The organism is Nocardioides alcanivorans (assembly GCF_021555175.1).
Taxonomy (GTDB): Bacteria; Actinomycetota; Actinomycetes; order Propionibacteriales; family Nocardioidaceae; genus Nocardioides; species Nocardioides alcanivorans.
In genome coordinates, this window is record NZ_JAKGRW010000004.1 from 98,542 (window position 1) to 121,973 (window position 23,432).

The window sequence follows — 23,432 nt, forward strand, 5'->3', positions numbered from 1 at the left end:
TGACGGCGCGCGGTGGTGGTTGTCCACAGGTTGGGTTCGTGATCGTCGTGTTGTGTCGGAGCGAAATGTTGGACTGGTTCCATGATCGAAATCGACGCCCGCCACCAGCCGTACGAGGTCTCTGACCTCGATGGCGGGACCCTGCTCGGCTTCCTCGCCGAAGACCGCGTCGTCGAGTTGAAGATGACCCGCAAGAAGCTCCGGTTGGCTTACCAGTGGGCGATCATGCACCCACCGTCCCCGGACAAGCCGAAAGCTGTGGTGGGTGACGAGACCCTGTTTCCCACCGACTGTGAAGACAGGATCTCGGGTGACGGCACTCCTGATGTCGCGTTGTTTGCGGTGGAGGAGCTCGCCGCCTCGGCCGGGATCTCGCGGGGTGCCGGTTTCGCGTTGATCGCGGACGCTCTGGATCTGGTGCACCGGCTCCCGCTGTTGTGGGCGAAGGTCGAGGCCCTGGAGGTGCCGGGGTGGAACGCCCGCCGTGTCGCACTCCTCACGAGGAAACTGTCCTATGAGGCGGCACGGTGGTTCGACGAGCACCTCGCGGCCACTGGTCTGTCGGGTTGGCCGACGATTGAGAAGTGGTTGGCGATGGCGATCGCCAAATTCCACCCCGACCTGGTCAAAGACCCCACCGCGGCGAAGGGCAAGGCTGATTGGGGAGTGTGGCTGCACCACCCCCACGCCGGACACGAAGAAGGAGCCGGCGGTGTTGCCGGCACCTCCGAACTCCAAGCTGTCGGTGACTCGTTGGACCTGACCCGGTTCATGGATCTCCTCAACCACGAAGCCGAGACGATGCGGCGTCTGGGTGACACCGACGACGTGAACCAGCGGCGTGCGAAGGCGATCGGGCGGCTCACCGACGACACCGACCAACCCACCCTCGACTACACCAACGCCACCATCGTCGGCGACAGCGAGAACGGCACCGGCAGCAGCACCGACGGCACCGACGCGAGCAGTGGCAGTACGGACGGCGCGGCCGCAGGCTTGGTCGACGCTCCCGCTCCGACCAACAGCGCCGGCACCCCGTCCGCCGTTGCGGCAGCGGGTGGTGAGCCGGGGATCGGGGTGAAGCCGGGTCGGTTGGTGACGGCCCCGGGGCCGTTCGGGCGTCGGCGTGGGTTGCGGGTGATGGCCCATGTGAACCTTGCGGACCTGTTGGCGTTGGGCCTCGACCCCCACGAGTTGGGGTTGGACGGCGACGGGATCGCCTCCACCGACCGGTTGGGGCAGGTCCTCACCACCCAGCTACGAGACTGGATCACCCGTCACGGTTCGCTTGCGTCGGTGACCCCGGTGGTGGATTTGAACAGGACCGATGCGGTGGATCGTCATGATCCACCTGAGTGGATGGACACGCTGGTCCGGTTGCGTGACCCGCATTGTGTGTATCCCAACTGTGAACGCTCCAGCTGGGACGCCGACCTGGACCACATCGACCCCTACCTTCCACTTGGTGAGGGTGGTCCGCCCGGACAAACTCGCCCGGAGAATCTGGCTCCGTTGTGTCGACGTCATCACCTGATGAAAACCCACGGCCACTGGCGATACCGACGAACCAGGGACGGGACGTATATCTGGACCAGCCAGCACGGCAGGACCTGGCTGGTCACCCCCAAGGCACCCACGACACCACCGACACCCGCTGAGTCCAGCCGAGCATCACCGGCCACCGGCCACCGGCCACGGGACAACAGCACCGGTCACAAACAGCGCCTGCCGAACACGCACCACCCGCCCACCCCGGGGAGAACCACGCTCTCCCCGGGGCACAGGCACGCCCACACTGACCAGGGTCTCGACAAGCTCGACCAACGACGTACAGACTCGACCACCGACGTAGGGACTCGGGCAACGGCGTACGGGCTCGAGCAACGGGGTGCGGCAATGGTCTCGACAAGCTCGACCGGCGGGGATGCCATGGGTTCGAGAACAGGATCCCGATGGTCGAGCCTGTCGAGACCAGCTCTGCCCCGCGGGGAAAAGTCTCGACAAGCTCGACCGACGACGTACAGACCGACCAACGGGGTACAGGTTCGGCCAACGGTGCACAGGGGCGGGGTGGGACGTCCGGGGTTGCCGACGGAGCGTCAAGGGGCTTGGCCGCGGCGGGCGCCCACCCGACGCAACCCACACGAGGAGCCGTGCGCACGACGCGCCGCCCCAGCGAGGAGGTTGCCCCGGACGGCACGGCCCGGGGCGGGGTCTCGACACCCACGTGCAAGGTCTCGACAGGCTCGACCAACGAGGTACAGGTTCGACGAGCGGGGCTGTGGCGAGGGTCTCGACAGGCTCGACCAACGAGGTACAGGCTCGACCAACGAGGTACAGGTTCGACTAGCGGGGCTGCGGCGAGGGTCTCGACAAGCTCGACCAACGAGATACAGGCTCGACCAACGACGTACGGGCTCGAACGGCGGGTACAAGTTCGACCGACGGGCACGGGTCGATCAGGGGCCAGGGGCGGCGGCGCTACTCAGCGGCTGCGCGCCGCAGTGACTCCGAGAGCCGCTCGGCCGCAGCCATGACAGCGGGGGCGTGCATCCGGCCGGGCTGACGAGACAGACGCTCCAAGGGGCCTGAGACCGAGACGGCAGCGATGATCTTTCCGCTGGGGAGCGGACCGGGGCGGAGACCGAGGCAACGCCCTGCTCACGTTCGCCGATCGACTGTGCCCAGCCGCGACGGCGGATGCCGGACAGCGCGGTGGCGGAGAAGGCTGCGTTCTGGAGGCCGCGGTGCATGCGCTCCGGGTCCTCCCAAGCGAGGAGGACCTGGGCGGCGGACCCGGCACGCATGGTCAACTGCGAGCCGACCGGGATCGTGTCGCGCAGGCCGCTGGGACGTTCCGCAGCGGCGACACACACACGGTGCTCGCCCTGACGACGCCACAACTGGGCGGACTCGCCGGTGATGTCTCGCAGACGTGCCAGGACGGGCCCTGCCGCAGCGAGCAGGCGGTCCTCGCCTGCTGCGGCAGAGAGCTCGGAGAGACGCGGACCGAGCACGAAGCGGCCCTGCATGTCGCGGGCCACGAGGCGGTGGTGTTCGAGGGCTACCGCAAGGCGGTGCGCGGTCGGTCGGGCCAGCCCGGTGCCGGCCACCAGGCCAGCGAGGGTGGCAGGGCCGGCCTCGAGTGCGGCAAGCACCAGAGCGGCTTTGTCGAGAACTCCGACTCCACTAGAGTTGTCCATATGGCGATACTCTCATCTCAGATCATGGGATGCAAGAGGTAGTCTGGGATCTCAGTCGAATCGAACGTGTTGCGTGGGAGGTAGGACATGGGCAAGACCCTGGCCGAGAAAGTGTGGGACGAGCATGTCGTCCGTAGCGCTGAGGGAGAGCCGGACCTCCTCTACATCGACCTCCACTTGGTCCACGAGGTCACTTCACCCCAAGCCTTCGACGGCCTGCGCCTGGCCGGCCGCCCGGTACGTCGCCCTGACCTGACCCTCGCGACCGAGGACCACAACGTCCCGACACTCGACTGGGACAAGCCGATCGTCGACCCCATCTCGCGCACCCAGATCGAGACACTGCGCAAGAACTGCGAAGAGTTCGGCGTCCGGTTGCACCCGCTCGGCGACATCGAGCAGGGCATCGTGCACGTCGTCGGACCGCAGCTGGGTCTGACCCAGCCCGGCATGACCATCGTGTGTGGTGACTCCCACACCGCCACCCACGGTGCCTTCGGTGCGATCGCGCACGGGATCGGCACCTCGGAGGTCGAGCACGTGCTCGCCACCCAGACGTTGCCGCAGGACAAGCCGAAGACCTTCGCAGTGACGGTCAACGGATCGCTTCCCGCCGGAGTCACCTCCAAGGATCTGATCCTCCACATCATCACCAAGGTCGGCACCGGCGCCGGCATGGGCTACATCGTGGAGTACCGCGGTCAGGCGATCCGTGAGCTCTCCATGGAAGCTCGCATGACGGTCTGCAACATGAGCATCGAGTGGGGCGCCAAGGCCGGCATGATCGCGCCCGACGAGACCACTTTCGCCTATCTCAAGGACAAGCCCGAGTCGCCCAAGGGCGCTGAATGGGACGCTGCGCTCGAGCACTGGAAGACCTACGTCACCGACGACGACGCCGTGTTCGACAAGGAGGTCGTCATCGATGCTGCTGACGTCACTCCCTGGGTCACCTGGGGCACCAACCCCGGACAGGGCGCTCCGCTGGGTGGCACCGTCCCGGCGCCGAGCGACTTCGACGACAACATCGAGCGGGTCGCGGCCGAGAACGCGTTGAAGTACATGGCCTTGGAGGCCGGGACCCCGTTGCGCGAGGTCGCGATCGACACGGTCTTCGTCGGCTCCTGCACCAACGGCCGCCTCGAGGACCTGCGTGCCGCAGCGGAGGTCATCAAGGGCCACAAGGTGGCCGACGGCACTCGCATGCTGGTCGTCCCCGGCTCGGCGCGGGTGCGCCTCGAGGCCGAGGCAGAGGGGCTGGACGAGATCTTCATCGCCGCAGGTGCTGAATGGCGTGGCGCGGGCTGCTCCATGTGCCTGGGCATGAATCCCGATCAGCTTGCGCCCGGCGAGCGCAGTGCGTCGACCTCCAACCGCAACTTCGAGGGTCGCCAGGGCAAGGGCGGTCGCACCCACCTGGTGTCGGTCCCCGTGGCCGCCGCCACCGCTGTCCGCGGCACGCTGTCGTCCCCTGCCGACCTCGTGCCGGCCACGGTCTGAACGGAGACTTGATCATGGAGAAGTTCATCACCCACGCCGGTGTCGGTGTCCCGCTGCGCCGCAGTGACGTCGACACCGATCAGATCATCCCCGCCGAGTACCTCAAGCGGGTCACGCGTTCGGGGTTCGAGGACGGCCTCTTCTCGGCCTGGCGCAACGACCCGGACTTCGTGCTCAACCAGGCGCCGTACGCCGCGGGGACCGTGCTCGTCGCGGGCCCCAACTTCGGCACCGGGTCTTCACGCGAGCATGCTGTGTGGGCGCTGCAGAACTATGGTTTCAAGGCAGTGATCTCGCCGCGCTTCGGTGACATCTTCCGTGGCAACTCGGGCAAGGCGGGTCTGCTCACCGTGCAGCTCGACGAGTCGGTCGTGGTGCAGATCTGGGAGTACCTCGAGGCCGATCCGGGTGCGAGCATCACCGTCGACCTGGAGAACCGCGTCGTCACCGCGGGCGATCTCTCGGCGCCCTTCGAGACCGACGAATACGTGCGATGGCGGCTGATGGAGGGCCTCGACGACATCGGCATCACTTTGTCGCACGATGACGACATCGCTGCCTACGAAGCGCATCGTCCGTCGTGGAAGGCCGCAACCCTCTGAGCTGAACAGAGAGAATCTCCAACCCTGGTTGGAGATTGAGCAAGCAGAGACGTTTGGGCGGCGTCCTCCCGAGGGGAGGGCGCCGCTCTTCGTCGTTCTGGGCCCAAGAAATTTCCGGACAACTTCCCGGCGTGGTCATTGTGATGTGACTCACCAGAACCTAGCGTGCATTGGCAAGAAGCCGGGCACGAGCCCGACTCCGCCAGTTCATTGGAAGGGAAGACAGTGAACAAGACTGAACTCATCGACGCGCTTGCAGCGCGATTCGAGGGGAACCGCAAGGCAGCCGCAGATGCGCTCGACAAAGTCCTCGACACCATCACGCGTGAGGTTGCGCGGGGCGAGAAGGTGGCGATCACCGGTTTCGGCTCCTTCGAGAAGCGTGTGCGTGACGCCCGGTGGGTGCGCAATCCGCGCACCGGCGAGCGGATGAAGGCGAAGAAGAAGGCGGTCCCGAAGTTCACCCCGGGGGCCGACCTCAAGAACATCGTCTCGGGTGCGAAGAAGCTGCCGAAGCTCGTCGTCCCCAAGGCGACGGCCAAGAAGGCTGCCCCGGCCAAGGCCGCACCCGCCAAGGCTGCGGCCAAGAAGGCCACCCCGGCCAAGGCTGCTGCCAAGAAGACGACCGCCAAGAAGGCACCAGCGAAGAAGACCGCTGCGGCCACCACCGCCAAGAAGGCACCCGCCACGAAGGCTGCTGCCAAGAAGGCACCTGCCAAGAAGGCACCTGCCAAGAAGACGACGGCCAAGAAGGCACCCGCGACGAAGGCTGCTGCCAAGAAGGCACCCGCGACGAAGGCTGCTGCCAAGAAGACGACCGCAAAGAAGGCACCCGCCAAGAAGGCCCCGGCAACCAAGGCTGCTGCCAAGAAGGCACCTGCCAAGAAGACGACGGCCAAGAAGGCGACAAAGTAGGCAGCTCCGGCCCTACGCTCCGCAACGGCGTCCGCCCTCAGGGGTGGGCGCCGTTCGTCGTGTGTTCAGTTCGAGAGCAGCGCCTGCGCGGTGTGGCTGCCGACGCCCAGCGCCAGCGCCTTGCCGAGGTCACCGGCGTCGTCGACGTCCTGGCGCAGGGTGGGAGTCCGCCCATGAGCTCGTGTGCACCACCGCGCAGGTGGAGCTCGGCCGACTGGTTGCCGAACTGCGGCTCGAAGTCGTCGACCCGGGTCGCGACATAGAGGCTCGTGCCGGTGCCCGCCGTGTCGCGCACGAAGGCCGTGGCGGATCCCTCGGCCGCGGCGAGCGCGGCGTCCAGGTCGTCCGGCGTCAGGGCGGGTACGTCGGCACACAGCGCCGCGACCCGGTGTGCCGGCCAGCGGCGGGCGGCTTCCAACGCAGCCTGGACGAGGCTGGCGTTGAGGTCGCCGGCGACTCCGTCCGGAATCACGGCGGAGCCGAGGTCGCGTGCGGTGGAAGCGAAGCGGAAGTCGTCGGTGACCACCAGCGCATGGGCAACCGCGGGCGTGGCCAGCACGGCGGCGATGGTGTCGAGCGCGAAGCCGGTGGCAAGCGCCGTTCGGCGGGTGTTGCTCATGCCCAGTCGCGACTTGCCCACGGACGGGGGCTTCACGGGGATGATGACGACGACCGGGGACGTGCTCACGACCGAGATTGTGGCATCCCGCGGAGTGATCCGCGTGCCCGAGGGCGGTCCGGACGGAGAGCGAGTAGCCTGCATTGGCGCCGGTTGCCGCTCGGTGCCCCGCGCACCGGGGCGCCGCGAGACGAAGAGGAGGAGGCTCGGTGAGGGTTCGCAAGCTCGACCGTCCCCGAGGCTGGAGCTTCGTCTTCGCTGCCAGCATCCTCAAGCCGGTCCTCTTCGCCACCACCAAGCCCACCTGGATCGACGGCACCAGGATCCCCGCGACCGGTGGCTGCATCGTGGCTGTCAATCACATGTCACACCTCGACCCGCTCACCACCGCCCACTTCGTCTATGACCACGGTCGGCTCCCGCGCTACCTGGCCAAGGCGGGGCTGTTCCGGAACAGGGGGCTGGGGTTCTTCCTGCGCGCGGCGGGCCAGATCCCGGTCCAGCGCCAGACGTCTGAGGCCCTGGGCGCCTACGACGCGGCCGTCGCTGCCGTGCTGGCAGGCGAGTGCATCGTCGTCTATCCCGAGGGAACCCTCACCCGTGACCCCGGCCTGTGGCCGATGACGGGCAAGACCGGCGCGGCGAGGATCGCCCTGGAGACGGGGTGTCCGGTGATCCCGGTGGCCCACTGGGGCGTGCAGAAGATGCTGGAGCCCTACAGCACCCGCCCGCACCTGTTTCCCCGCAAGGCGATCCGCTACAAGGCCGGGGAGCCCGTCGACCTCTCCGATCTCGTCAGCTCCCCTCCGTCCGCGGCAGACATCAAGGTCGCCACGGAGCGCATCATGCAGGCGATCACCGAACAGTTGGCCGACCTGCGTGACGAGGTGGCGCCGGCTGTGAGGTTCGACCCCCGCACCCAGGGAGTCAGCCAGATCGGCAACCCCCGCAAGAAGAAACGACCAGGCGACGGCAGGAGTGCGCAATGACCAACGTGGCGGTGCTGGGAGGCGGCTCCTGGGGCACGGCGTTCTCCATGGTGATGGCCGACGCCGGCTGCGACGTGCACATGTGGGCACGTCGCCCCGAGGTGTGCGCCGACATCAACGAGAGGCACCAGAACTCCGACTACCTCTCCGGGATCGAGTTGCCGCCCACCATCCGGGCGACCGTCGACCCGGAGGAGGCGATGGCCGGCGCCGAGGTCGTGGTGCTCACCGTGCCGTCGCAGACGCTGCGTGCCAATCTCGCCGACTGGGCTGCTCTGGTGCCCCGCAATGCGACGGTGGTCTCGCTGATGAAGGGCGTCGAACTCGGCACCCTCAAGCGCATGAGTGAGGTGATCTCCGAGGTGGGCGACATGTCGCCGGAGCGCATCGCCGTCGTCAGCGGCCCCAACCTGGCGCGTGAGATCGCCCGTCGCGAGCCTGCTGCCTCCGTGGTTGCGTGCGCTGATCACGACGTCGCCAAGCAGCTGCAGGGTCTCGTGCACAGCAAGGCCTTCCGCCCCTACACCTCTGACGACGTCGTCGGGTGTGAGCTCGGCGGCGCCTACAAGAACGTCGTCGCACTCGGCGTCGGCATGGCGGTGGGACTGGGGTTCGGCGACAACACCACGGCATCGCTGATCACGCGTGGTCTTGCCGAGACCGCCCGGCTCGCGGTCGCACTCGGCGCCAATCCGATCACCCTCATGGGCCTGGCCGGCCTGGGCGACCTGGTGGCCACCTGCTCCTCACCGCTCTCGCGCAACCGCACCTTCGGCGAGAGGCTCGGCAACGGCATGACGGTCGCCGACATCCTCGCCTCCACCAACCAGGTCGCTGAGGGAGCCAAGTCCTGCAAGTCCCTGTTGGCGCTGGCACGCCAACACGGCATCGACGCCCCGATCGCGGAGGCCGTCGACGCCGTGGTCGACGGCCGGATGACGGCACCGGAGCTCATGGACACATTCGTCATGCGCGAGACCAAGGCCGAGCTCGACTGAGGCCCACCGGCCGGATGCCCGGACCGCAGGACGACCCCTGTCAGCGCGGGCATAGCCTGATGACCATGAGCGACGCGCAGTCCCCGGAGCCCACCTACCGTCCCGCCACCGTGGCGGTCAGCGCCGGCCGTCCGCCGGTCGAGCCGGACGCACCGATGAACGTGCCGGTCACCCTCACGTCGACCTACGTCGCCGGTGGGGCGACCGAGTACGGCCGGTTCGGCAATCCCACCTGGACCGCATTCGAGGACGCGCTCGGCCAGCTGGAGGGCGGCCGGTGCCTCAGCTTCGCCAGCGGCCTCGCCGCGGTCTCCACCGTGCTCGACCTCGTCGGTCAAGGGCAGACCGTCGTCGCGGCGCGCCATTCCTACAACGGCACCATCATGCAGTTGGCCGACCTCGAGTCGCGTGGCCGCATCCACGCTCGTCTGGTCGACCTCAACGACACCCAGGCTGTCGTCGAGGCCTGCGACGGTGCGGCGTTGGTCTGGCTGGAGAGCCCGACCAACCCGGCCCTCGAGGTCGCTGACATCCCGGCGATTCGCGATGCCGCCCACGCCGCCGGTGCCTACCTCGTCGTCGACAACACGTTTGCCACGCCGGTGCTCCAGCGCCCGCTCGAGATGGACGTCGACATCGTCGTGCACTCCGCCACGAAGTACATCGCCGGGCACAGCGACGTACTCATGGGTGCGGTGCTCACCAACGACGAGGAGTTGTACGGCGTCCTGAAGGGCCGCCGTGACCTCATCGGGGCGATCCCGGGACCGTTCGAGGCCTACCTGGCGCTGCGCGGCCTTCGCACCCTCCACCTCCGGGTGGAGAGGGCCCAGGAGAACGCCCAAGAGCTCGTGGCACGCCTTCGGGAGCACCCGGCGGTCGGAGAGGTCCGCTACCCGGGTTTCGGTGGGATCATCTCGATCGTGCTCGCCCAGGGTGCGCTGGCGGCAGATCTGCTCACTCACAAGACGAAGCTGTGGGTCCATGCGACGAGCCTCGGCGGAGTGGAGTCGACCTTCGAGCGGCGTCGTCGTTGGAAGACCGAACCTGCGACGATCCCTGACGCCCTCGTGCGCATGTCGGTGGGCATCGAAGACGTGGAAGACCTCTGGGAGGACCTCGAGCGCGCGCTCGGCACCTTGACCTGAGGTGCCCGAAGGCACGGATGTCGGGTGCGGAATGATGGGCGTCGTGAATGCACAGACCACCCCTGAGCCCGACACCTCCCTCGCCGTCGACATCGACGCCTGCTGCCGACTCTCCGGCACCTTCACGCTGAGGTCCGGCCAGGTCTCGAACGAGTACTTCGACAAGTACCTCTTCGAGTCCCGTCCCGACCTGCTGGAGCGCGTTGCGGCCCAGATGGTGGGGCTGCTGCCTGAGGGCACGGAGCTCCTCGGTGGGCTGGAGCTCGGCGGGGTGCCGATTGCCACGATGGTCAGCGCCAAGACCGGACTGCCCGCACTCTTCGTGCGCAAGAAGGCCAAGGAGTACGGCACCTGCAAGCTTGCCGAAGGGCCGGACGTGGCCGGGCGCCGCATCACGTTGATCGAGGACGTCATCACCACGGGTGGCGCCGTCCGTGACGCCACGCGTGAATTGCGGGCAGCCGGTGCGATCGTCGAGACGGTCGTGTGCGCCATCGACCGGAGCCCCGAGGGCACCAACCCCTTGTCCGACGTCGACCTCGAGGTGCGCCCCGTGCTGACGAAGGCCGACCTCGACGCTGCGCGCGGCTGACCGCCGGAGCAGCACACACCCGTTAGGGTCAGTGCCCGTCATGACTGAACAGCAGCCCAAGCCCAGGATCGCCGTCGTCTTCGGTGGTCGTTCGAGCGAACACGTGATCTCGTGTGTGACGGCCGGGAGCGTCCTCGCCATGATCGATCGCTCGAGGTACGACGTCGTCCCGGTTGGTATCACGACCGATGGTCGCTGGGTGCTCGCCGAGGGCGATCCGGAGCTCCTGCGCATCTCTGCCGGCGACGCGTTGCCCGAGGTCGACGGCTCCGGTGACGTCGTGTCGCTCCACGCGGTCGCGGGCGGCGCGGAGTTGGTCGTCTCCGCGGCAGGAGCCCCGCCGAGCGTGCTGGGCAGCGTCGACGTGGTCTTTCCGTTGCTCCACGGGCCGTGGGGTGAGGACGGCACGGTTCAGGGACTGCTCGAGATGGCCGGGGTCCGCTACGTCGGCTCGGGTGTGCTCGCCTCCGCGATCGGCATGGACAAGGCGGCCACCAAGGTCGTGCTCAACGCCGCCGGGCTGAGGACGGTGCCGTCCGTGGTCGTCACCGCCCACGACTGGCGCAAGGACGAGGCCGGCTGCCGTGAGCGCATCGCGGCGCTCGGCCACCCGCTGTTCGTGAAGCCAGCCCGCGCCGGCTCCTCCATGGGCATCTCCAAGGTGCACGACGACTCCGAGCTGGCCGGCGCGATCGCGGCGGCCCAGCTCCACGACCCCAAGGTGCTCATCGAGGCGTTCGCCGCCGGGGCACGGGAGATCGAGTGCGGAGTGCTCGGCTCACTCGACGGTGGCGTGGAGGTCTCGCTCCCCGCCGAGATCCACGTTGGCGGCGACCACGAGTTCTATGACTTCGACGCCAAGTACCTGCCCGAGCAGAGCACCACGATCGACCTGCCCGCGGACCTCCCCGACGAGGTCGTTGCCGAGATCCGTCGGCTTGCCGCCGACACGTTCCGAGCCATCGGCTGCGAGGGTCTTGCGCGCGTCGACTTCTTCTGGATGCCGTCGGGCGAACTGGTCATCAACGAGATCAACACGATGCCCGGCTTCACGCCGACGTCCATGTATCCGCAGATGTGGGCCGCCACGGGGATCGACTACCAGCAGCTCGTCGAGCGTCTGATCCAGCTCGCGCTCGCACGGGACACCGGCCTGCGCTGAGTCCGGGCCGCTGCCGGCTCAGGCGCAGGTGCTGGTCTGCTCGAGCGACACCTTGATCGCGTCGGAGACGGTGACCAGGGCGCCCGCCGGCGGCCGGTGCTCACCGGGCACCTGCAGACGCACCGCGGGGGAGAAGCCGATGGTGGTCATGTCGAGGTCCGCCTCGTTGTCACCGAACTCGTCGGGGCGGACGAACCACCCCACCCCGTTGATCTCCTCGCACGGTGAGGCCTCGTTGAAGTCGGCGGGCATCGTGACTCCGCAGGTCACGACCACAGCCGGGCTGCCCCACGCGCGGGCCGGAGCGCCCGGAGGCGTGACCTCGACCTCGTCGAGTCCCTCCATCTCGTCGGGGAGCAGGCTCATCAAGGCGCTGCACGCGGTGCTGTCGGCCCGGCTGAGCTCGGGGAGTCGACGGTGATGTCGTCGTTGCACCCCACGACGAGCGAGCCCACGAGCAGCGTGAGGAGGGCGCGGGACAGCAGCCGGCGCCGTACGGAGTCGGTCAAGGCTCAGATGTGGACGATGGGGCAGGTCAAGGTGCGGGTGATGCCCTCGAGGTTCTGCACGTTGGAGACGACGATACGGCCGAGCTCGTCGACACTGCTCGCCTCGGCGCGCACGATGACGTCGTAGGGGCCGGTCACGTCCTCGGCGAGGGTGACCCCCTGGACCTGGCCGACCGCGCGAGCGACCTCGGCGGCCTTGCCCACGTCGGTCTGGATCAGGATGTATGCCTGGACAACCACGGGTGGCTCCTTGATCTGTGGGGGTGGTGCGGTCGCCGTCCACCGGGGTGGGCGGCCTCACCAACCTACCCGCTGCCCTCCGCGTGTCGGAAGGAGCGAGCCGACCGGGGGCTGGTGGGATGGAGTCATGCCTGCCGTTCCACTCGACCTGAAGTCCACGCTGGCCGAGACCGGTGAGTTCGCGCTGATCGACGCGATCACCGCGATCTTCCCCCAGGGAGAGCAGGTGCTGGTGGGGCCCGGCGACGATGCGGCCGTGCTGCGGATCCGCAACGGACACGTCGTGGTCTCGACCGATCTCATGGTCGAGGGGCGCCACTTCCGTCGGGAGTGGGCCCCTGCCGAAGACATCGGCGCTCGTGCGGCGGCGCAGAACCTCTCCGACGTCAACGCCATGGGAGGAACGGCGACTTCGCTCACCGTCGGACTGGCCCTGCCGGCAGACCTCACCGTCGAGTGGGTGCTCGGCTTCGCTCGTGGTTTTGCCGCCGAGTGCAGCAAGGTCGGCGCCAGCGTGGTGGGCGGTGACATCACCCGGTCCGACCAGGTGGTCATCGCGGTCACCGTCATGGGGGGCTGCACGGTCTCGCCGGTGCTGCGATCCGGTGCCGAGCCCGGTGACGTCGTGGCACTGTGCGGGCGGCAGGGGTGGGCCGCCGGTGGCCTGGCCATCCTGGGGCGTGGGTTCCGCTCGCCGCGAGTGCTGGTCGAGGCCTACCGCAGGCCCGAGCCGCCGTACGCCGCCGGCAGGGTCGCCGCCGAGGCGGGAGCCACCGCCATGATCGACGTCTCCGACGGTCTCGTCGCCGATGCGGCCCACATCGCCGGTGCCTCCGGCGTCCGGATCAACCTCCACTCCGCGCAGCTCGACGTGGCCGAGCCCCTGCACGCCGTGGGCTCGGCGCTGGGTGCCGACCCCATCCAGTTCGTGCTCGGGGGTGGCGACGACCACCCGCTGCTGGCCTGCTTTCCTGCCGACGTACCGCTTCCGGAGGGCTGGACGGCGGTCGGTGCCGTCCTCGCCGCCGATGCTGAGGCTGCTCCGGTCACCGTTGACGGCGCTCCCTACGAGGGCACGGCCGGCTGGACCCACTTCTGAGTCGAGCGCAAATGCCGAAGGCCCCTGCCGGAGCAGGGGCCAACGAGGGGTCTTCAGCTGCGTGTCAGCGGCTGACCTTGCCTGCCTTGAGGCAGCCGGTGCAGACGTTGACCCGCTTGGGGGAGCCGTTGATGGTGGCCCGCACCCGCTGGATGTTGGGGTTGAACCGACGCTTCGTGATCTTGCGCGACCACGGGCGGTTGTTGCCGAAGCCGGGCTTCTTGGCGCAGATGTCGCAGACGGCAGCCACCGTGAACTCCTGGAACGATCGAGGTTGGGAAAAATGAGAGCCAGAGGCAGACCACCATGGTGGTGCTCTCGGGCAACCGAACAAGCGTAGCCGATGGAACGCGGCCAGATGAAATCGGCCATCGCCCAGGGGTGACGTCCTCCCGGTCGGGCCGGCACATCTCCTAGGGTATGGCAGGTGGGGAAACAGACCCGACCCCCAGCGACGACAGCGAGGACACGAGCGTGCACCAGGAAGCGCCGACCGATGTGACCACGCTGCTGCGCTTCGTCGAAGTGGCCACCGGTGCTCTGGCGGAGGCGCGTGAGGAGATCGACGCGCTCAACATCTATCCGGTGCCTGACGGTGACACCGGCACCAACATGTTCCTCACGCTCTCCTCCGCCCGTGACGCGCTCCATGAGGCGATCGACCAGTCGGCCGAACCGACCTCGGACGACTGGCCACGGGCCGTCGCCTGCTTCTCCCGCGGTGCTCTCATGGGCGCGCGTGGAAATTCCGGCGTGATCCTCTCCCAGATGCTCGGTGCGATGGTCAAGCACCTGCTCGACCGTGAAGCAGAAGAGCGGCACGCGGACCGCTGGGCCGATGCGATGCTCCGCGCCACGGCGGCAAGCTACGAGGCGGTCGGCACCCCCGTCGAAGGCACGATCCTCTCCGTCTCCCGGGCCGCGGCCGAGGCAGCTCGCGCCGCTGCAGACGCGATGGCGGCAGACGTCGACGACGTCGGGTCGATCGTCGGGGCCGCGGCCGACGCGGCGCGTGAGGCGCTCGCGAGGACCCCCACCCAGCTCCAGGTGCTGGCCGACGCCGGAGTGGTCGATGCCGGCGGACGAGGCCTCTGCGTGTTGCTGGACGCGCTGGAGACCGCGCTCAACGGCCGCCGGGCACTGGCGGACCCCGGCAAGCCGGTGCGTCCCCACATCCCGGTGCCGATCCCCGCCCACGACCTCACCGCCGAAGGCCCCAGCTACGAGGTGATGTATCTCCTTGATGCCGAGGACGGCGCGATCCCCGAGCTGCGGCGCCGCCTCGCCGCCCTGGGCGACTCCCTCGTCGTGGTCGGTGGCGACGGGCTGTGGAACGTGCACGTCCATGTCGACGACGTCGGGGCTGCCATCGAGGTCGGCATCGACAGCGGCCGTCCGCACCGGGTCCGGGTCACCCACTTCGCCGATCAGATGGAGCGGCGTACGCCGTCCCCTCCCAGCGCTCCGGGCGGGTCGTGGTCGCCGTGTCGGCGGGAGACGGCCTCAGCGACATCTTCGCGGAGGCCGGTGCAGTCGTGGTGCCCGGCGGGCCCGGGCGGCGGCCCAGCGCGGGCATGCTGCTGGACGCCATCCGTGAGAGCGGCGCCGCTGAGGCGATCGTGTTGCCCAACGACCACGACACGGTGCGCTCGGCGGAGATCGCCGTCCGCAGTGCTGAGGCCGAGCTTGGGGTGAAGGCGGCGGTGATCGCCAGTCAGGCACAGGTGCAGGGGCTCGCCGCGCTGGCAGTGCACGAGCCGGGGAGGTCGTTCGACCAGGACGTGCTGCACATGACGGCCACCGCCAGCCATGCTCGTCACGGTGCGGTCACCATCGCCGCCAAGCAGGCGATCACGATGGCCGGTGCGTGCGAGCCGGGCGACGTGCTGGGCATCATCGCGGGCGACTTCGTGATCGTCGGCAACGACCTCCTCGACGTCGCCACGCGCATCATCGACCGTCTCCTCGGCGGCGGTGGTGAGCTGGTCACCCTGGTTTCCGGCGTCGACGGACAGCTCCTCGCCGCTCACTGCGAGGAGTGGGTGCAAGAGCACCATGCGGCTGTCGACGTCGTGGTGTACGACGGAGCGCAGGAGCGCTACCCCTCCTGATCGCCGTCGAGTGAGGGTGGCCCACATGACCTGCAGGAGAGGGCGGACGTGAGCGGGATCAACCTGGAGTCGCCGATCGTCACGGTGCTGGGCAGCGGTGCCAAGGATCGCAAGAAGACCGAGGCGCTGGCCGACAAGCTCGGGATGCACACGGTCGGTGACCTGCTGTGGCACTTCCCTCGCACCTACCTCAAGACCGGGGAGATCACCGACGCGGGAAACCTGAGTGAGGGGCAGCCGATCGTCGTGGTCGCCGAGGTGGCCGGATCCGAGGTACGCCGTTTCCAGAACCGCAAGACGGGCCGACCGGGTTGGCGGTTGGTGATGACGATCCGCACCGTCACCGACGAGCTGAGCCTCACCATGTTCGCCACGCGGGAGCATGTCGCCAACTACTGGAGCAGCCTGTGGCGCCCGGGCACCATGGGTGTGTTCACCGGCAAGGTGAGCCGCTACCGCAATGCCTGGCAGCTCACGCACCCCCAGATGGTGAAGATCACCGACGGTTCGAAGGACGACGAGGAGTCGGCGTTGCACCTCGCCGACTCGATCGGCGCGCTGTTTCCCGTCTATCGCACGACCGGCGGGGTGGAGTCGTGGGACATCACGCGCGTCGTCAACTTCGCCCTCACGGTGGTCGACGAGATCGAGGACCCCATTTCCGAGGAACTGCGTGCGGCTTGGGAACTGCCAGACCTCCCCACGGCGCTGCGCTGGCTGCACGCCCCTGACGACTGGTCACAGGTGAAGCGGGCCCAGCGCCGCTTCCGTTTCGAGGAGGCACTCTCCACCCAGCTGGTGCTGGGGCGTCGGCGGGCGTTCACGCGGGCACTCGGGGCCACTCCGCGACCGGGGGAGCGGGACTGCTGGAGGCGTTCGACGCGCGCCTGCCGTTCCAGTTGACCGAGGGGCAGCGTGAGATCGGCGCGCTCCTCGAGGAGGAGCTCGCGCAGCCCCATCCGATGAACCGGCTGCTCCAGGGCGAGGTGGGATCGGGCAAGACGCTCGTGGCCCTGCGCGCGATGCTCCGGGTGGTCGACTCGGGAGGCCAGGCCGTGCTGCTGGCGCCCACCGAGGTGCTCGCCCAACAGCACCACCGCTCGATCCGGGCGCTCATGGGCGATCTCGGCGAGGCCGGGCTGCTCGGGGGCGCCGAGCACGCCACCACGGTCACGCTGCTCACCGGTTCCATGACGAAGGCGCAGCGCACCCCGGCGATGTCGGCGATGGCGAGCGGTGAAGCCGGCATCGTCATCGGCACGCACGCGCTCCTCGAGGACAACGTGCAGTTCGCCGATCTCGGCCTCGTGGTCGTCGACGAGCAGCACCGCTTCGGCGTGGAGCAGCGTGCCGCCCTCGCCGCCAAGGCCGGCCGACCGCCGCACGTGCTGGTCATGACCGCCACCCCGATCCCGCGCACGGTTGCCATGACGGTCTTCGGCGACCTCGAGATCTCGACCCTGCGTGAACTGCCCGCGGGCCGGGCCGCCATCCAGACCAGCGTGGTGCCGTTGCGTGAACGACCCGAGTGGATCAACCGGGTCTGGGCCCGGGTGCGCGAGGAGGTCGAGAAGGGCCACCAGGTCTACGTCGTGGTGCCGCGCATCGGAGGCGACGACGCGGAGGAGGGGCAGGTCGACCAGGTCGACCTCGACGAGACGGGGAGGTGGTGCCCGGTATTCGCGAAGGGGAGTTGGCCGCGGTCGACACCCTCACCCCGGAGCTGGCCGAGGGCCCGCTCGCCGGACTCCGGGTCGCTGCCATGCACGGCCGACTGCCCGCTGACGAGAAGGACCGGGTCATGCGAGCCTTCGCCGCCGGCGAGGTCGACGTCCTGGTCTCCACCACCGTGATCGAGGTCGGCGTCGACGTCGCCAACGCCACGGCGATGGTGCTGCTCGACGCCGATCGTTTCGGTGTCTCCCAGCTCCACCAGCTGCGAGGCCGGGTGGGGCGTGGTGGCCTCCCCGGCCTCTGCCTGCTGGTGACGCATGCCGAGGTGGGCAGTGACGCCCGGGAGCGGCTCGCTGCCGTCGAAGCGTCCACCGACGGCTTCGAGCTCTCGAAGGTCGACCTCGCCCAGCGGCGCGAGGGTGACGTGCTGGGTGCCGGCCAGTCTGGCTTCCGTACCTCCCTGGTGCACCTGCGGGTGCTGCGCGACGAGAAGACCATCCTCGACGCGCGCAAGGCCGCAGACAGCCTCCTCGCCACCGACCCCGAGCTCGACGGGGAGCCGGGGCTGCGGGCCGCCGTACGCGCCCTGGAGACATCCGAACAGAGCCAATTCCTGGAGCGATCGTGACGCGCATCATCGGGGGAGTGCCGGCGGACGCCGGCTCGAGGCCCCCAGGGGCACCGACACCCGGCCCACCTCCGACCGGGTCCGTGAGGCACTCTTCTCCGCCGTCGAGTCGTGGTGTGGCTCCTGGCAGGGGCTGCGGGTGCTCGACCTCTATGCCGGCACCGGCGCAGTGGGGCTCGAGGCGATCTCACGAGGAGCGGAGTCGGCGGTGCTGGTCGAACGTGACCGTGCCACGGCCGAGCTCATCAGGCGCAACGCGCGGGTGCTCGGGTTCGGGCAGGCGCAGGTGGTGTGCTCCTCCGTGGCCGGCTTCCTCTCCCAGACCACTGCGGTGCCGAGCGACGTCGTCTTCCTCGACCCGCCCTACCCCTTCGACAACGCGACCGTCGCGACAGACCTTGTCCTGCTCGTGGAGCACGGATGGCTGGGCGACGATGCGCTCGTCGTCGTCGAGCGGTCCAGGCGAGGCGGACTGCCACCTTGGCCACCGGGCATCTCACCGGCCAGGGAGCGGAAGTACGGCGAGACACTGCTGGGATATGGTCACGCTGCGCCCGACCAAACGGATGCAGGGGAGTAGCAGTGCGCAGAGCGATTTGCCCGGGTTCCTTCGACCCGGTCACCAACGGACACATCGACATCGTCGCCCGAGCCTCGTTCCTCTTCGACGAGGTGATCGTGGCCGTGGGGATCAACAAGTCGAAGAACCGACTCTTCACCGCTGAGGAGCGCATGGAGATGCTTCGCGAAGCGTGCCGGGAGTTCTCCAACGTGCGCATCGACGGCTTCTCCGGGCTGCTCACCGCCTACTGCGAGGAGAACGACGTCCAGGCCATCGTCAAGGGGCTGCGGGCGGTCTCCGACTTCGACTACGAGTTGCAGATGGCACAGATGAATTCTTCACTCGCCGACATCGAGACCGTCTTCGTGCCGACCAGCCCGGAATACTCCTTCCTTGCGTCGAGCCTGGTCAAGGAGGTGGCCACCTTCGGTGGCGACGTCTCGGGGCTGGTGCCCGGTTTCGTGCGCGAACGCCTCGTCACCCGACTCGACGAACGTCGCCGGGCCGGCGACGCATGAGTGGCGTTGCTCTCACTCGGGCAACTGCTTGCCGCCACGCGGTGACAGCGTTTTGCTGCAGGCGTCACCGCCCGGATAGACTTCCCTCTGATTTGTTCGTCGTGGACGTGGAGAAGTGACAAAAACGCATTTGGACCCGAGAGCGCCGCTCGTGCTCGACACTCGCGAGCTCGGCCGCCGCTCGGGGTCCATGAGTGAATACCACCTCTCCGTGCCCGCGCCGGCAGATCTTGGCATCGAAGTCCTTGCTGTCCCCGAAGGTGAGCCGGTCGAACTCGACCTGCGACTCGAAGGGGTCATGGAGGGCGTGCTCGTCACCGGTGAGGCTGCGGCCGACCTGGCGGGGAGTGTGTGCGGTGCCTGGAGCCGATCACGGACCAGTTCCGGGTCCGGTTCCAGGAGCTGTACGTCGCCGATGACGGCGACCACGACCCTGAGGACGACGAGGACAGCGGTGTCAGCCGGCTGGAGGGCGACCTGCTCGACCTGGAACCGGCTTTGCGTGACGCGGTGGTGCTTGCACTGCCGTTCCAGCCCCTCTGTGAGGAGGACTGTCCCGGGTTGTGCATCGAGTGCGGTGCCCGACTCAAGGACGATCCCGACCATGCACACGAGGACCCGATCGACCCGCGTTGGGCCGGTCTGGCTGGCCTGGTCACCGAGCAAGACGAAGACTGACATTTCACGGCTCGCCACACGAACGTGGCGGACCAACCCAAGAGGAGATAACAGTGGCTGTCCCGAAGCGGAAGATGTCGCGCAGCAACACGCGCCACCGTCGCTCGCAGTGGAAGGCCGTCGCGCCGTCCCTGGTGACCTGTGCGAACCCCGCCTGCGGTGCCAAGCACCTGCCCCACCGCGCCTGCGGTCAGTGCGGTCAGTACGGCGCTCGTGCCGACCGTCGTCAGGTCCTCTGAGCCCACGGGCAACAAGACCCTGACTGGTTACGAGGGGTTGCGCGCAGCGCTCGGGGATCCGGACCTGGACCCCGAGCTGCTGGAGCGCGCCCTCACCCATCGCTCCTATGCCTACGAGAACGGCGGGCTCCCCACCAACGAGCGGTTGGAGTTCCTCGGCGACTCCGTCCTCGGCGTGGTGGTGACCGAGACGCTCTATCGCACCCACCCCGATCTCTCCGAGGGACGGCTGGCCAAGTTGCGTGCAGCCGTGGTCAACGCGCGCGCGCTCGCTGTGGTCGCCCGCACCATCGGTCTGGGTGAGCACATCCTGCTCGGCCGAGGCGAGGAGACCACCGGGGGCCGCGAGAAGGCATCGATCCTCTCCGACACCGTGGAGGCGGTCATCGGGGCCATCTACATCACCGGTGGCTTCGACAACGCTGTCAAGGTGGTCCACCTGCTCTTCGACGAGCTGATGGAGGATGCCGCCAAGATGGGCGCCGGGCTCGACTGGAAGACCTCTCTCCAGGAGCTGTCGGCTGAACGCGGACTCGGTGTGCCCGAATACGTCATCGAGTCGTCGGGCCCCGATCACATGAAGTCCTTCACTGCTCAGGTACGTGTCGGCAGTGGCCTCTACGGTCACGGCGTCGGCCGGTCCAAGAAGGAAGCCGAGCAGCAGGCCGCTGAGACGGCCTACGGTGAGATCGACGCCGAGCGATCCACCGAGAACCCCTCCGTCGAACCGCCGGCGTGAGCAGTGCCCGAGCTGCCTGAGGTCGAGGTGGTGCGCCGCGGCCTGGAGTCCCACGCTGTCGGCGCCCGCGTCGATGCCGTCGAGGTGCTGCACCCGAGGCCCGTACGACGTGATCCGGCCGGCGCCTCCGGTTTCACCGCGTCCCTGCTCGGGACCACCATCAACGCTGCCCGCCGTCGCGGGAAGTACCTCTGGCTGCCGCTCGACTCGGGTGACGCCCTGCTCGGTCATCTCGGGATGAGCGGCCAGCTGCTGGTGCAGCCCGTGGGCGCCCCCGACGAACGCCACCTGCGGGTCCGTCTCCGGGTCAAGGACGATTCCTCCACGCGCGAGCTGCGCTTCGTCGACCAGCGGATGTTCGGCGGTCTGTCGATCTCGCGCGGTGGCGCCGAGCTGCCCGAGGAGATCGCCCACATCGGACGCGACCCGCTGGATCCGGAGTTCGACCTCGAGGCGTTCGTGGCCGCCGTACGCCGTCGCAGCTCGGGCGTGAAGCGCATCCTGCTCGACCAGGGAGTCGTCTCCGGGATCGGCAACATCTATGCGGACGAGGCACTGTGGCGAGCCGGCATCCACGGCAATCGCCCGGGGAGCGACTCACCGCCAAGCAGGCTCGTGAACTCCTGGAGCACGCCCGTGCGGTGATGCTGGCGGCGCTCGACCAGGGCGGGACCTCCTTCGATGCGCTGTATGTCAACGTCAACGGGGAGAGCGGCTACTTCGACCGCTCGCTCAACGCCTACGGACGTGAGGGAGAGGCATGCCTGCGCTGTGGCAGTGCCATTCGCCGCATCGCCTGGATGAATCGTTCCTCGTACTTCTGCCCCACCTGCCAACCGGTGCCCCGCGCCACCCGATCGAAGGCGTAAGCTCGATACCACGCCGCCAGATTGACTGCAAGCATCCTTGCGTGGGACTCTGGAAAGCGGTCCGGCTCCCGCCGGCGACGACACCTTCTCCCTCACCTCGGAGGCAACTGCATGGCCAAGGCGCTTCTCGGTCACATGAGTGGCGACCTGCGGTACACCGCTCGTCAGACAGTGGACAGCGTGATGGCGGAAAACCGTCGACTCCGTGAGCTCGTTGCCGAGCTCGAAGCCCGGGTCGAACGTTTGTCCGTGGAGAACGAGGAGCTGACCAGCGCCCAGGCCGCTGCGCTCCTCGACCCCATCGAGGAGATGCAGCCGGTCTGATCCGGCCGGGTCTCCCGCCCTTCCGCACCACCCAGACCTGCTGATCGGCCGTCGTGGGCCGACAGCAGTGGTGCCGGCGCGCCCACGTAGGCTTCCTCCATGGCAGCGCGCGGATCCACGGCACAGGTCCTCGGTCGGGTCACCCTGGTCACCGGGCCCGAGGAATACCTCAATGAACGCACCGTGCGCCAGGTTCGCGAGGCCACGATCGCGCAGGACCCGGAGGCTGAGTTCTCCGAGACGGTCGGCGGCGACCTCAGTCCCGCGTCGATGGGTGAGCTGTCGGCTCCGTCGCTCTTCTCAGCCACCCGTTGCGTGGTGGTCCGGGCGCTGGAGAACATCGGCTCCGAGGCGGTCGAGGGGCTCTTGGCCTATGCCGGTGCCCCGTCCGACGACGTGGCACTCGTGCTCATGCACTCGGGTGGTCAGAAGGGCAGCGGCACGCTCAACAAGCTGCGCAAGCTCGCCACGGTCGATGAGGTGAAGTCGGCCGCCCTCAGGGCTTCGGAGTTCCCGCGCTTCGTGCAGAACGAGGCGCGGCAGCTGGGGCCCGCATGGACGACGAGGCGTCCTCATTCCTGGTCCAGGCCGTGGGACAGGATCTCCGGGCCCTGGCAGCTGCGGTCGACCAACTCGTCAACGACTTCCCGGGTCAGCCGCTCGACACCGAGCGGGTCAAGCGCTATTTCGGAGGACGTGCCGAGGCGAAGTCGTTCGCGGTCGCGGATGCTGCCTTCAACGGCCGACGCGCCGTCGCACTCGAGGAGCTGCGGTGGGCCCTCGACGGCGGCACGGCGCCGGTGCTGATCACCTCCGCCTTCGCCGGGGGTGCTCGCGGCCTGGCCCGCTTCGTCTCCGCGCCCCGCGGCATGCGGGAGGCCGATCTGGCCCGGGAGGTCGGCGTACCGCCGTGGAAGCTGCGCACGCTGCGCGAGCAGTCGAAGTCGTGGTCCAGGGATGGGCTGGCCAGCGCCCTCAACGCCGTTGCCCGCGCGGATGCCGACATCAAGGGGCGGCCCACGATCCCGCCTACACCCTCGAGCGCCTGGTGCTCACCATTGCGAGCCTGCGCGAGCGCCGCTGACGCTTGCGCCACTGGGCGAACATGACGAAGGGCGCCACCGAAGAACGGTGACGCCCAACGTGTGAGCCAGTGGGCCGGATCAGAGCGCGGCGGTCGCCTTGCTGATCGACGACTTGCGGTTGGCAGCCTGGTTCTTGTGGATGACGCCCTTGGACGCAGCCTTGTCGAGCTTCTTGTTGGCGTCGCGGCTGGCAGCCACAGCGGCGTCCTTGTCGCCAGCGGCGAGGGCCTCGCGGAACTTCCGGATGGAGGTCTTCAGGCCGGACTTGACGGCCTTGTTGCGCTCGCGAGCCGCCTCGTTCTGGCGGTTCCGCTTGATCTGGGACTTGATGTTGGCCACGTGTGGCGCCTCGATCTCTCTTGTCGGTCGGACGTGTCTGGAAGGTTCTAGTGCATGCGCGCGCTCAACGCCCGGAGGGCAGGCACGGCA

At 68.4% G+C, this 23,432-nt stretch carries 25 protein-coding genes and 5 pseudogenes; 24 read left to right on the plus strand and 6 right to left on the minus strand.

What is annotated here, in order from left to right:
- Nucleotides 1–81 precede the first annotated feature (81 nt).
- Nucleotides 82–2,508: an HNH endonuclease signature motif containing protein gene (locus L1066_RS02225; protein ID WP_235734763.1), complete on the plus strand. Its 2,427-nt coding sequence runs from the start codon at nt 82–84 to the stop codon at nt 2,506–2,508.
- Here the strand turns inward: L1066_RS02225 and L1066_RS02230 are convergent.
- Nucleotides 2,482–3,203 (minus strand): annotated as a pseudogene (locus L1066_RS02230) (IclR family transcriptional regulator). The gene L1066_RS02225 and the pseudogene L1066_RS02230 sit on opposite strands and share 27 nt — an antisense overlap.
- Nucleotides 3,204–3,290: 87 nt before the next feature.
- Here L1066_RS02230 and leuC point away from each other — a divergent pair.
- From leuC to L1066_RS02245, 3 genes are all read left to right on the plus strand, one after another.
- Complete coding sequence (gene leuC / locus L1066_RS02235; RefSeq protein WP_235734764.1) at nt 3,291–4,703, plus strand: 3-isopropylmalate dehydratase large subunit; 1,413 nt, start codon at nt 3,291–3,293, stop codon at nt 4,701–4,703.
- A gap of 14 nt (nt 4,704–4,717) precedes the next feature.
- Nucleotides 4,718–5,305 carry a 3-isopropylmalate dehydratase small subunit gene (leuD, locus tag L1066_RS02240; RefSeq protein ID WP_235734766.1) on the plus strand — a complete coding sequence of 196 codons (588 nt, stop codon included), beginning with the start codon at nt 4,718–4,720 and terminating at the stop codon, nt 5,303–5,305.
- A 225-nt stretch (nt 5,306–5,530) separates the two neighbouring features.
- Nucleotides 5,531–6,220, plus strand: coding sequence for an HU family DNA-binding protein (locus L1066_RS02245; protein ID WP_235734767.1), 690 nt, complete (start codon nt 5,531–5,533; stop codon nt 6,218–6,220).
- Nucleotides 6,221–6,257: 37 nt separating this feature from the next.
- On the opposite strand, the gene cofC is transcribed toward L1066_RS02245, so the two are convergent.
- Nucleotides 6,258–6,908, minus strand: a complete 651-nt coding sequence (gene cofC / locus L1066_RS02250; RefSeq protein WP_235734768.1) for a 2-phospho-L-lactate guanylyltransferase — start codon at nt 6,906–6,908, stop codon at nt 6,258–6,260.
- Nucleotides 6,909–7,048: 140 nt separating this feature from the next.
- Between cofC and L1066_RS02255 the strand changes: the two genes are divergently transcribed.
- From L1066_RS02255 to L1066_RS02275, 5 genes are all read left to right on the plus strand, one after another.
- Nucleotides 7,049–7,828, plus strand: coding sequence for a lysophospholipid acyltransferase family protein (locus tag L1066_RS02255; RefSeq protein WP_235734769.1), 780 nt, complete (start codon nt 7,049–7,051; stop codon nt 7,826–7,828).
- Nucleotides 7,825–8,826: an NAD(P)H-dependent glycerol-3-phosphate dehydrogenase gene (locus L1066_RS02260; RefSeq protein WP_235734770.1), complete on the plus strand. Its 1,002-nt coding sequence runs from the start codon at nt 7,825–7,827 to the stop codon at nt 8,824–8,826. The genes L1066_RS02255 and L1066_RS02260 overlap by 4 nt, the downstream gene beginning before the upstream one ends.
- A 65-nt stretch (nt 8,827–8,891) precedes the next feature.
- Complete coding sequence (locus L1066_RS02265; RefSeq protein ID WP_235734771.1) at nt 8,892–9,974, plus strand: trans-sulfuration enzyme family protein; 1,083 nt, start codon at nt 8,892–8,894, stop codon at nt 9,972–9,974.
- 43 nt (nt 9,975–10,017) lie between these two features.
- A complete protein-coding gene (pyrE, locus tag L1066_RS02270) occupies nt 10,018–10,566 on the plus strand; it encodes an orotate phosphoribosyltransferase (protein ID WP_235734772.1) in 549 nt (182 codons plus the stop codon).
- Nucleotides 10,567–10,606: 40 nt separating this feature from the next.
- A complete protein-coding gene (locus L1066_RS02275) occupies nt 10,607–11,728 on the plus strand; it encodes a D-alanine--D-alanine ligase family protein (protein ID WP_235734773.1) in 1,122 nt (373 codons plus the stop codon).
- Nucleotides 11,729–11,746: 18 nt separating this feature from the next.
- On the opposite strand, the gene L1066_RS02280 is transcribed toward L1066_RS02275, so the two are convergent.
- Together L1066_RS02280 and L1066_RS02285 are read right to left on the minus strand one after the other, a co-directional pair.
- A complete protein-coding gene (locus L1066_RS02280) occupies nt 11,747–12,163 on the minus strand; it encodes a DUF3515 domain-containing protein (RefSeq protein WP_312006783.1) in 417 nt (138 codons plus the stop codon).
- 77 nt (nt 12,164–12,240) lie between these two features.
- Entirely contained in the window at nt 12,241–12,477 is a 237-nt protein-coding gene (locus L1066_RS02285) for an Lrp/AsnC family transcriptional regulator (protein ID WP_235734775.1), read from the minus strand.
- A gap of 127 nt (nt 12,478–12,604) precedes the next feature.
- Here L1066_RS02285 and L1066_RS02290 point away from each other — a divergent pair, with 127 nt between their 5' ends.
- Nucleotides 12,605–13,576 carry a thiamine-phosphate kinase gene (locus L1066_RS02290; protein WP_235734776.1) on the plus strand — a complete coding sequence of 324 codons (972 nt, stop codon included), beginning with the start codon at nt 12,605–12,607 and terminating at the stop codon, nt 13,574–13,576.
- A 64-nt stretch (nt 13,577–13,640) separates the two neighbouring features.
- On the opposite strand, the gene rpmB is transcribed toward L1066_RS02290, so the two are convergent.
- Complete coding sequence (gene rpmB, locus L1066_RS02295; RefSeq protein ID WP_235734778.1) at nt 13,641–13,826, minus strand: 50S ribosomal protein L28; 186 nt, start codon at nt 13,824–13,826, stop codon at nt 13,641–13,643.
- 362 nt (nt 13,827–14,188) lie between these two features.
- Between rpmB and L1066_RS26345 the strand changes: the two are divergent.
- The 14 genes and pseudogenes from L1066_RS26345 to holA all read left to right on the plus strand — a co-directional run.
- A pseudogene (locus L1066_RS26345) lies at nt 14,189–14,956 on the plus strand (DAK2 domain-containing protein); the annotation flags it as partial.
- Nucleotides 14,957–15,111: 155 nt separating this feature from the next.
- Nucleotides 15,112–15,687 carry a hypothetical protein gene (locus tag L1066_RS26350; RefSeq protein ID WP_376707630.1) on the plus strand — a complete coding sequence of 192 codons (576 nt, stop codon included), beginning with the start codon at nt 15,112–15,114 and terminating at the stop codon, nt 15,685–15,687.
- Nucleotides 15,688–15,735: 48 nt separating this feature from the next.
- Nucleotides 15,736–16,590 (plus strand): ATP-dependent DNA helicase RecG, encoded by an 855-nt coding sequence (locus L1066_RS02305; RefSeq protein WP_235734779.1) that lies wholly within the window; start codon nt 15,736–15,738, stop codon nt 16,588–16,590.
- Nucleotides 16,587–17,540, plus strand: coding sequence for a DEAD/DEAH box helicase (locus L1066_RS02310; protein WP_235734781.1), 954 nt, complete (start codon nt 16,587–16,589; stop codon nt 17,538–17,540). Before L1066_RS02305 ends, L1066_RS02310 begins: the two co-directional genes overlap by 4 nt.
- Nucleotides 17,489–17,989, plus strand: coding sequence for a helicase-related protein (locus tag L1066_RS02315; RefSeq protein WP_235734785.1), 501 nt, complete (start codon nt 17,489–17,491; stop codon nt 17,987–17,989). The genes L1066_RS02310 and L1066_RS02315 overlap by 52 nt, the downstream gene beginning before the upstream one ends.
- Before the next feature lie 70 nt (nt 17,990–18,059).
- Nucleotides 18,060–18,569, plus strand: a pseudogene (rsmD, locus tag L1066_RS02320) (16S rRNA (guanine(966)-N(2))-methyltransferase RsmD); the annotation flags it as partial.
- A 2-nt stretch (nt 18,570–18,571) separates the two neighbouring features.
- Nucleotides 18,572–19,069 (plus strand): pantetheine-phosphate adenylyltransferase, encoded by a 498-nt coding sequence (gene coaD, locus L1066_RS02325; protein ID WP_235734786.1) that lies wholly within the window; start codon nt 18,572–18,574, stop codon nt 19,067–19,069.
- A gap of 351 nt (nt 19,070–19,420) precedes the next feature.
- On the plus strand, nt 19,421–19,747 hold the full coding sequence (locus L1066_RS02330) for a YceD family protein (RefSeq protein ID WP_446499887.1): 327 nt from the start codon (nt 19,421–19,423) through the stop codon (nt 19,745–19,747).
- Between the two features lie 53 nt (nt 19,748–19,800).
- Nucleotides 19,801–19,986 (plus strand): 50S ribosomal protein L32, encoded by a 186-nt coding sequence (rpmF, locus tag L1066_RS02335; RefSeq protein ID WP_082587437.1) that lies wholly within the window; start codon nt 19,801–19,803, stop codon nt 19,984–19,986.
- Nucleotides 19,961–20,725, plus strand: a complete 765-nt coding sequence (gene rnc / locus L1066_RS02340) for a ribonuclease III (RefSeq protein WP_446499888.1) — start codon at nt 19,961–19,963, stop codon at nt 20,723–20,725. The genes rpmF and rnc overlap by 26 nt, the downstream gene beginning before the upstream one ends.
- A 3-nt stretch (nt 20,726–20,728) precedes the next feature.
- Nucleotides 20,729–21,594: pseudogene (mutM, locus tag L1066_RS02345) on the plus strand (bifunctional DNA-formamidopyrimidine glycosylase/DNA-(apurinic or apyrimidinic site) lyase).
- A gap of 111 nt (nt 21,595–21,705) precedes the next feature.
- Nucleotides 21,706–21,918, plus strand: coding sequence for a hypothetical protein (locus L1066_RS02350; protein ID WP_235734787.1), 213 nt, complete (start codon nt 21,706–21,708; stop codon nt 21,916–21,918).
- A gap of 99 nt (nt 21,919–22,017) precedes the next feature.
- Nucleotides 22,018–22,329, plus strand: a pseudogene (locus tag L1066_RS28325) (DNA polymerase III subunit delta); the annotation flags it as partial.
- Between the two features lie 143 nt (nt 22,330–22,472).
- The gene (gene holA / locus L1066_RS28330) at nt 22,473–23,027 is read left to right on the plus strand and encodes a DNA polymerase III subunit delta (protein ID WP_376707631.1); all 555 of its coding nucleotides are present in this window, start codon (nt 22,473–22,475) and stop codon (nt 23,025–23,027) included.
- A 54-nt stretch (nt 23,028–23,081) separates the two neighbouring features.
- Here the strand turns inward: holA and rpsT are convergent, their stop codons facing one another.
- Nucleotides 23,082–23,342: a 30S ribosomal protein S20 gene (rpsT, locus tag L1066_RS02365; RefSeq protein WP_235734790.1), complete on the minus strand. Its 261-nt coding sequence runs from the start codon at nt 23,340–23,342 to the stop codon at nt 23,082–23,084.
- Between the last annotated feature and the right edge of the window lie 90 nt (nt 23,343–23,432).

What these genes read in the sequence shown, in the direction of transcription:
- L1066_RS02225 (WP_235734763.1), top strand. Translation starts at nt 82, where the DNA reads ATGATCGAAATCGACGCCCGCCACCAGCCGTACGAGGTCTCTGACCTC.
- leuC (WP_235734764.1), top strand. Translation starts at nt 3,291, where the DNA reads ATGGGCAAGACCCTGGCCGAGAAAGTGTGGGACGAGCATGTCGTCCGT.
- leuD (WP_235734766.1), top strand. Translation starts at nt 4,718, where the DNA reads ATGGAGAAGTTCATCACCCACGCCGGTGTCGGTGTCCCGCTGCGCCGC.
- L1066_RS02260 (WP_235734770.1), top strand. Translation starts at nt 7,825, where the DNA reads ATGACCAACGTGGCGGTGCTGGGAGGCGGCTCCTGGGGCACGGCGTTC.
- L1066_RS02265 (WP_235734771.1), top strand. Translation starts at nt 8,892, where the DNA reads ATGAGCGACGCGCAGTCCCCGGAGCCCACCTACCGTCCCGCCACCGTG.
- L1066_RS02275 (WP_235734773.1), top strand. Translation starts at nt 10,607, where the DNA reads ATGACTGAACAGCAGCCCAAGCCCAGGATCGCCGTCGTCTTCGGTGGT.
- L1066_RS02290 (WP_235734776.1), top strand. Translation starts at nt 12,605, where the DNA reads ATGCCTGCCGTTCCACTCGACCTGAAGTCCACGCTGGCCGAGACCGGT.
- L1066_RS02315 (WP_235734785.1), top strand. Translation starts at nt 17,489, where the DNA reads ATGCGAGCCTTCGCCGCCGGCGAGGTCGACGTCCTGGTCTCCACCACC.
- L1066_RS02350 (WP_235734787.1), top strand. Translation starts at nt 21,706, where the DNA reads ATGGCCAAGGCGCTTCTCGGTCACATGAGTGGCGACCTGCGGTACACC.
- holA (WP_376707631.1), top strand. Translation starts at nt 22,473, where the DNA reads ATGGACGACGAGGCGTCCTCATTCCTGGTCCAGGCCGTGGGACAGGAT.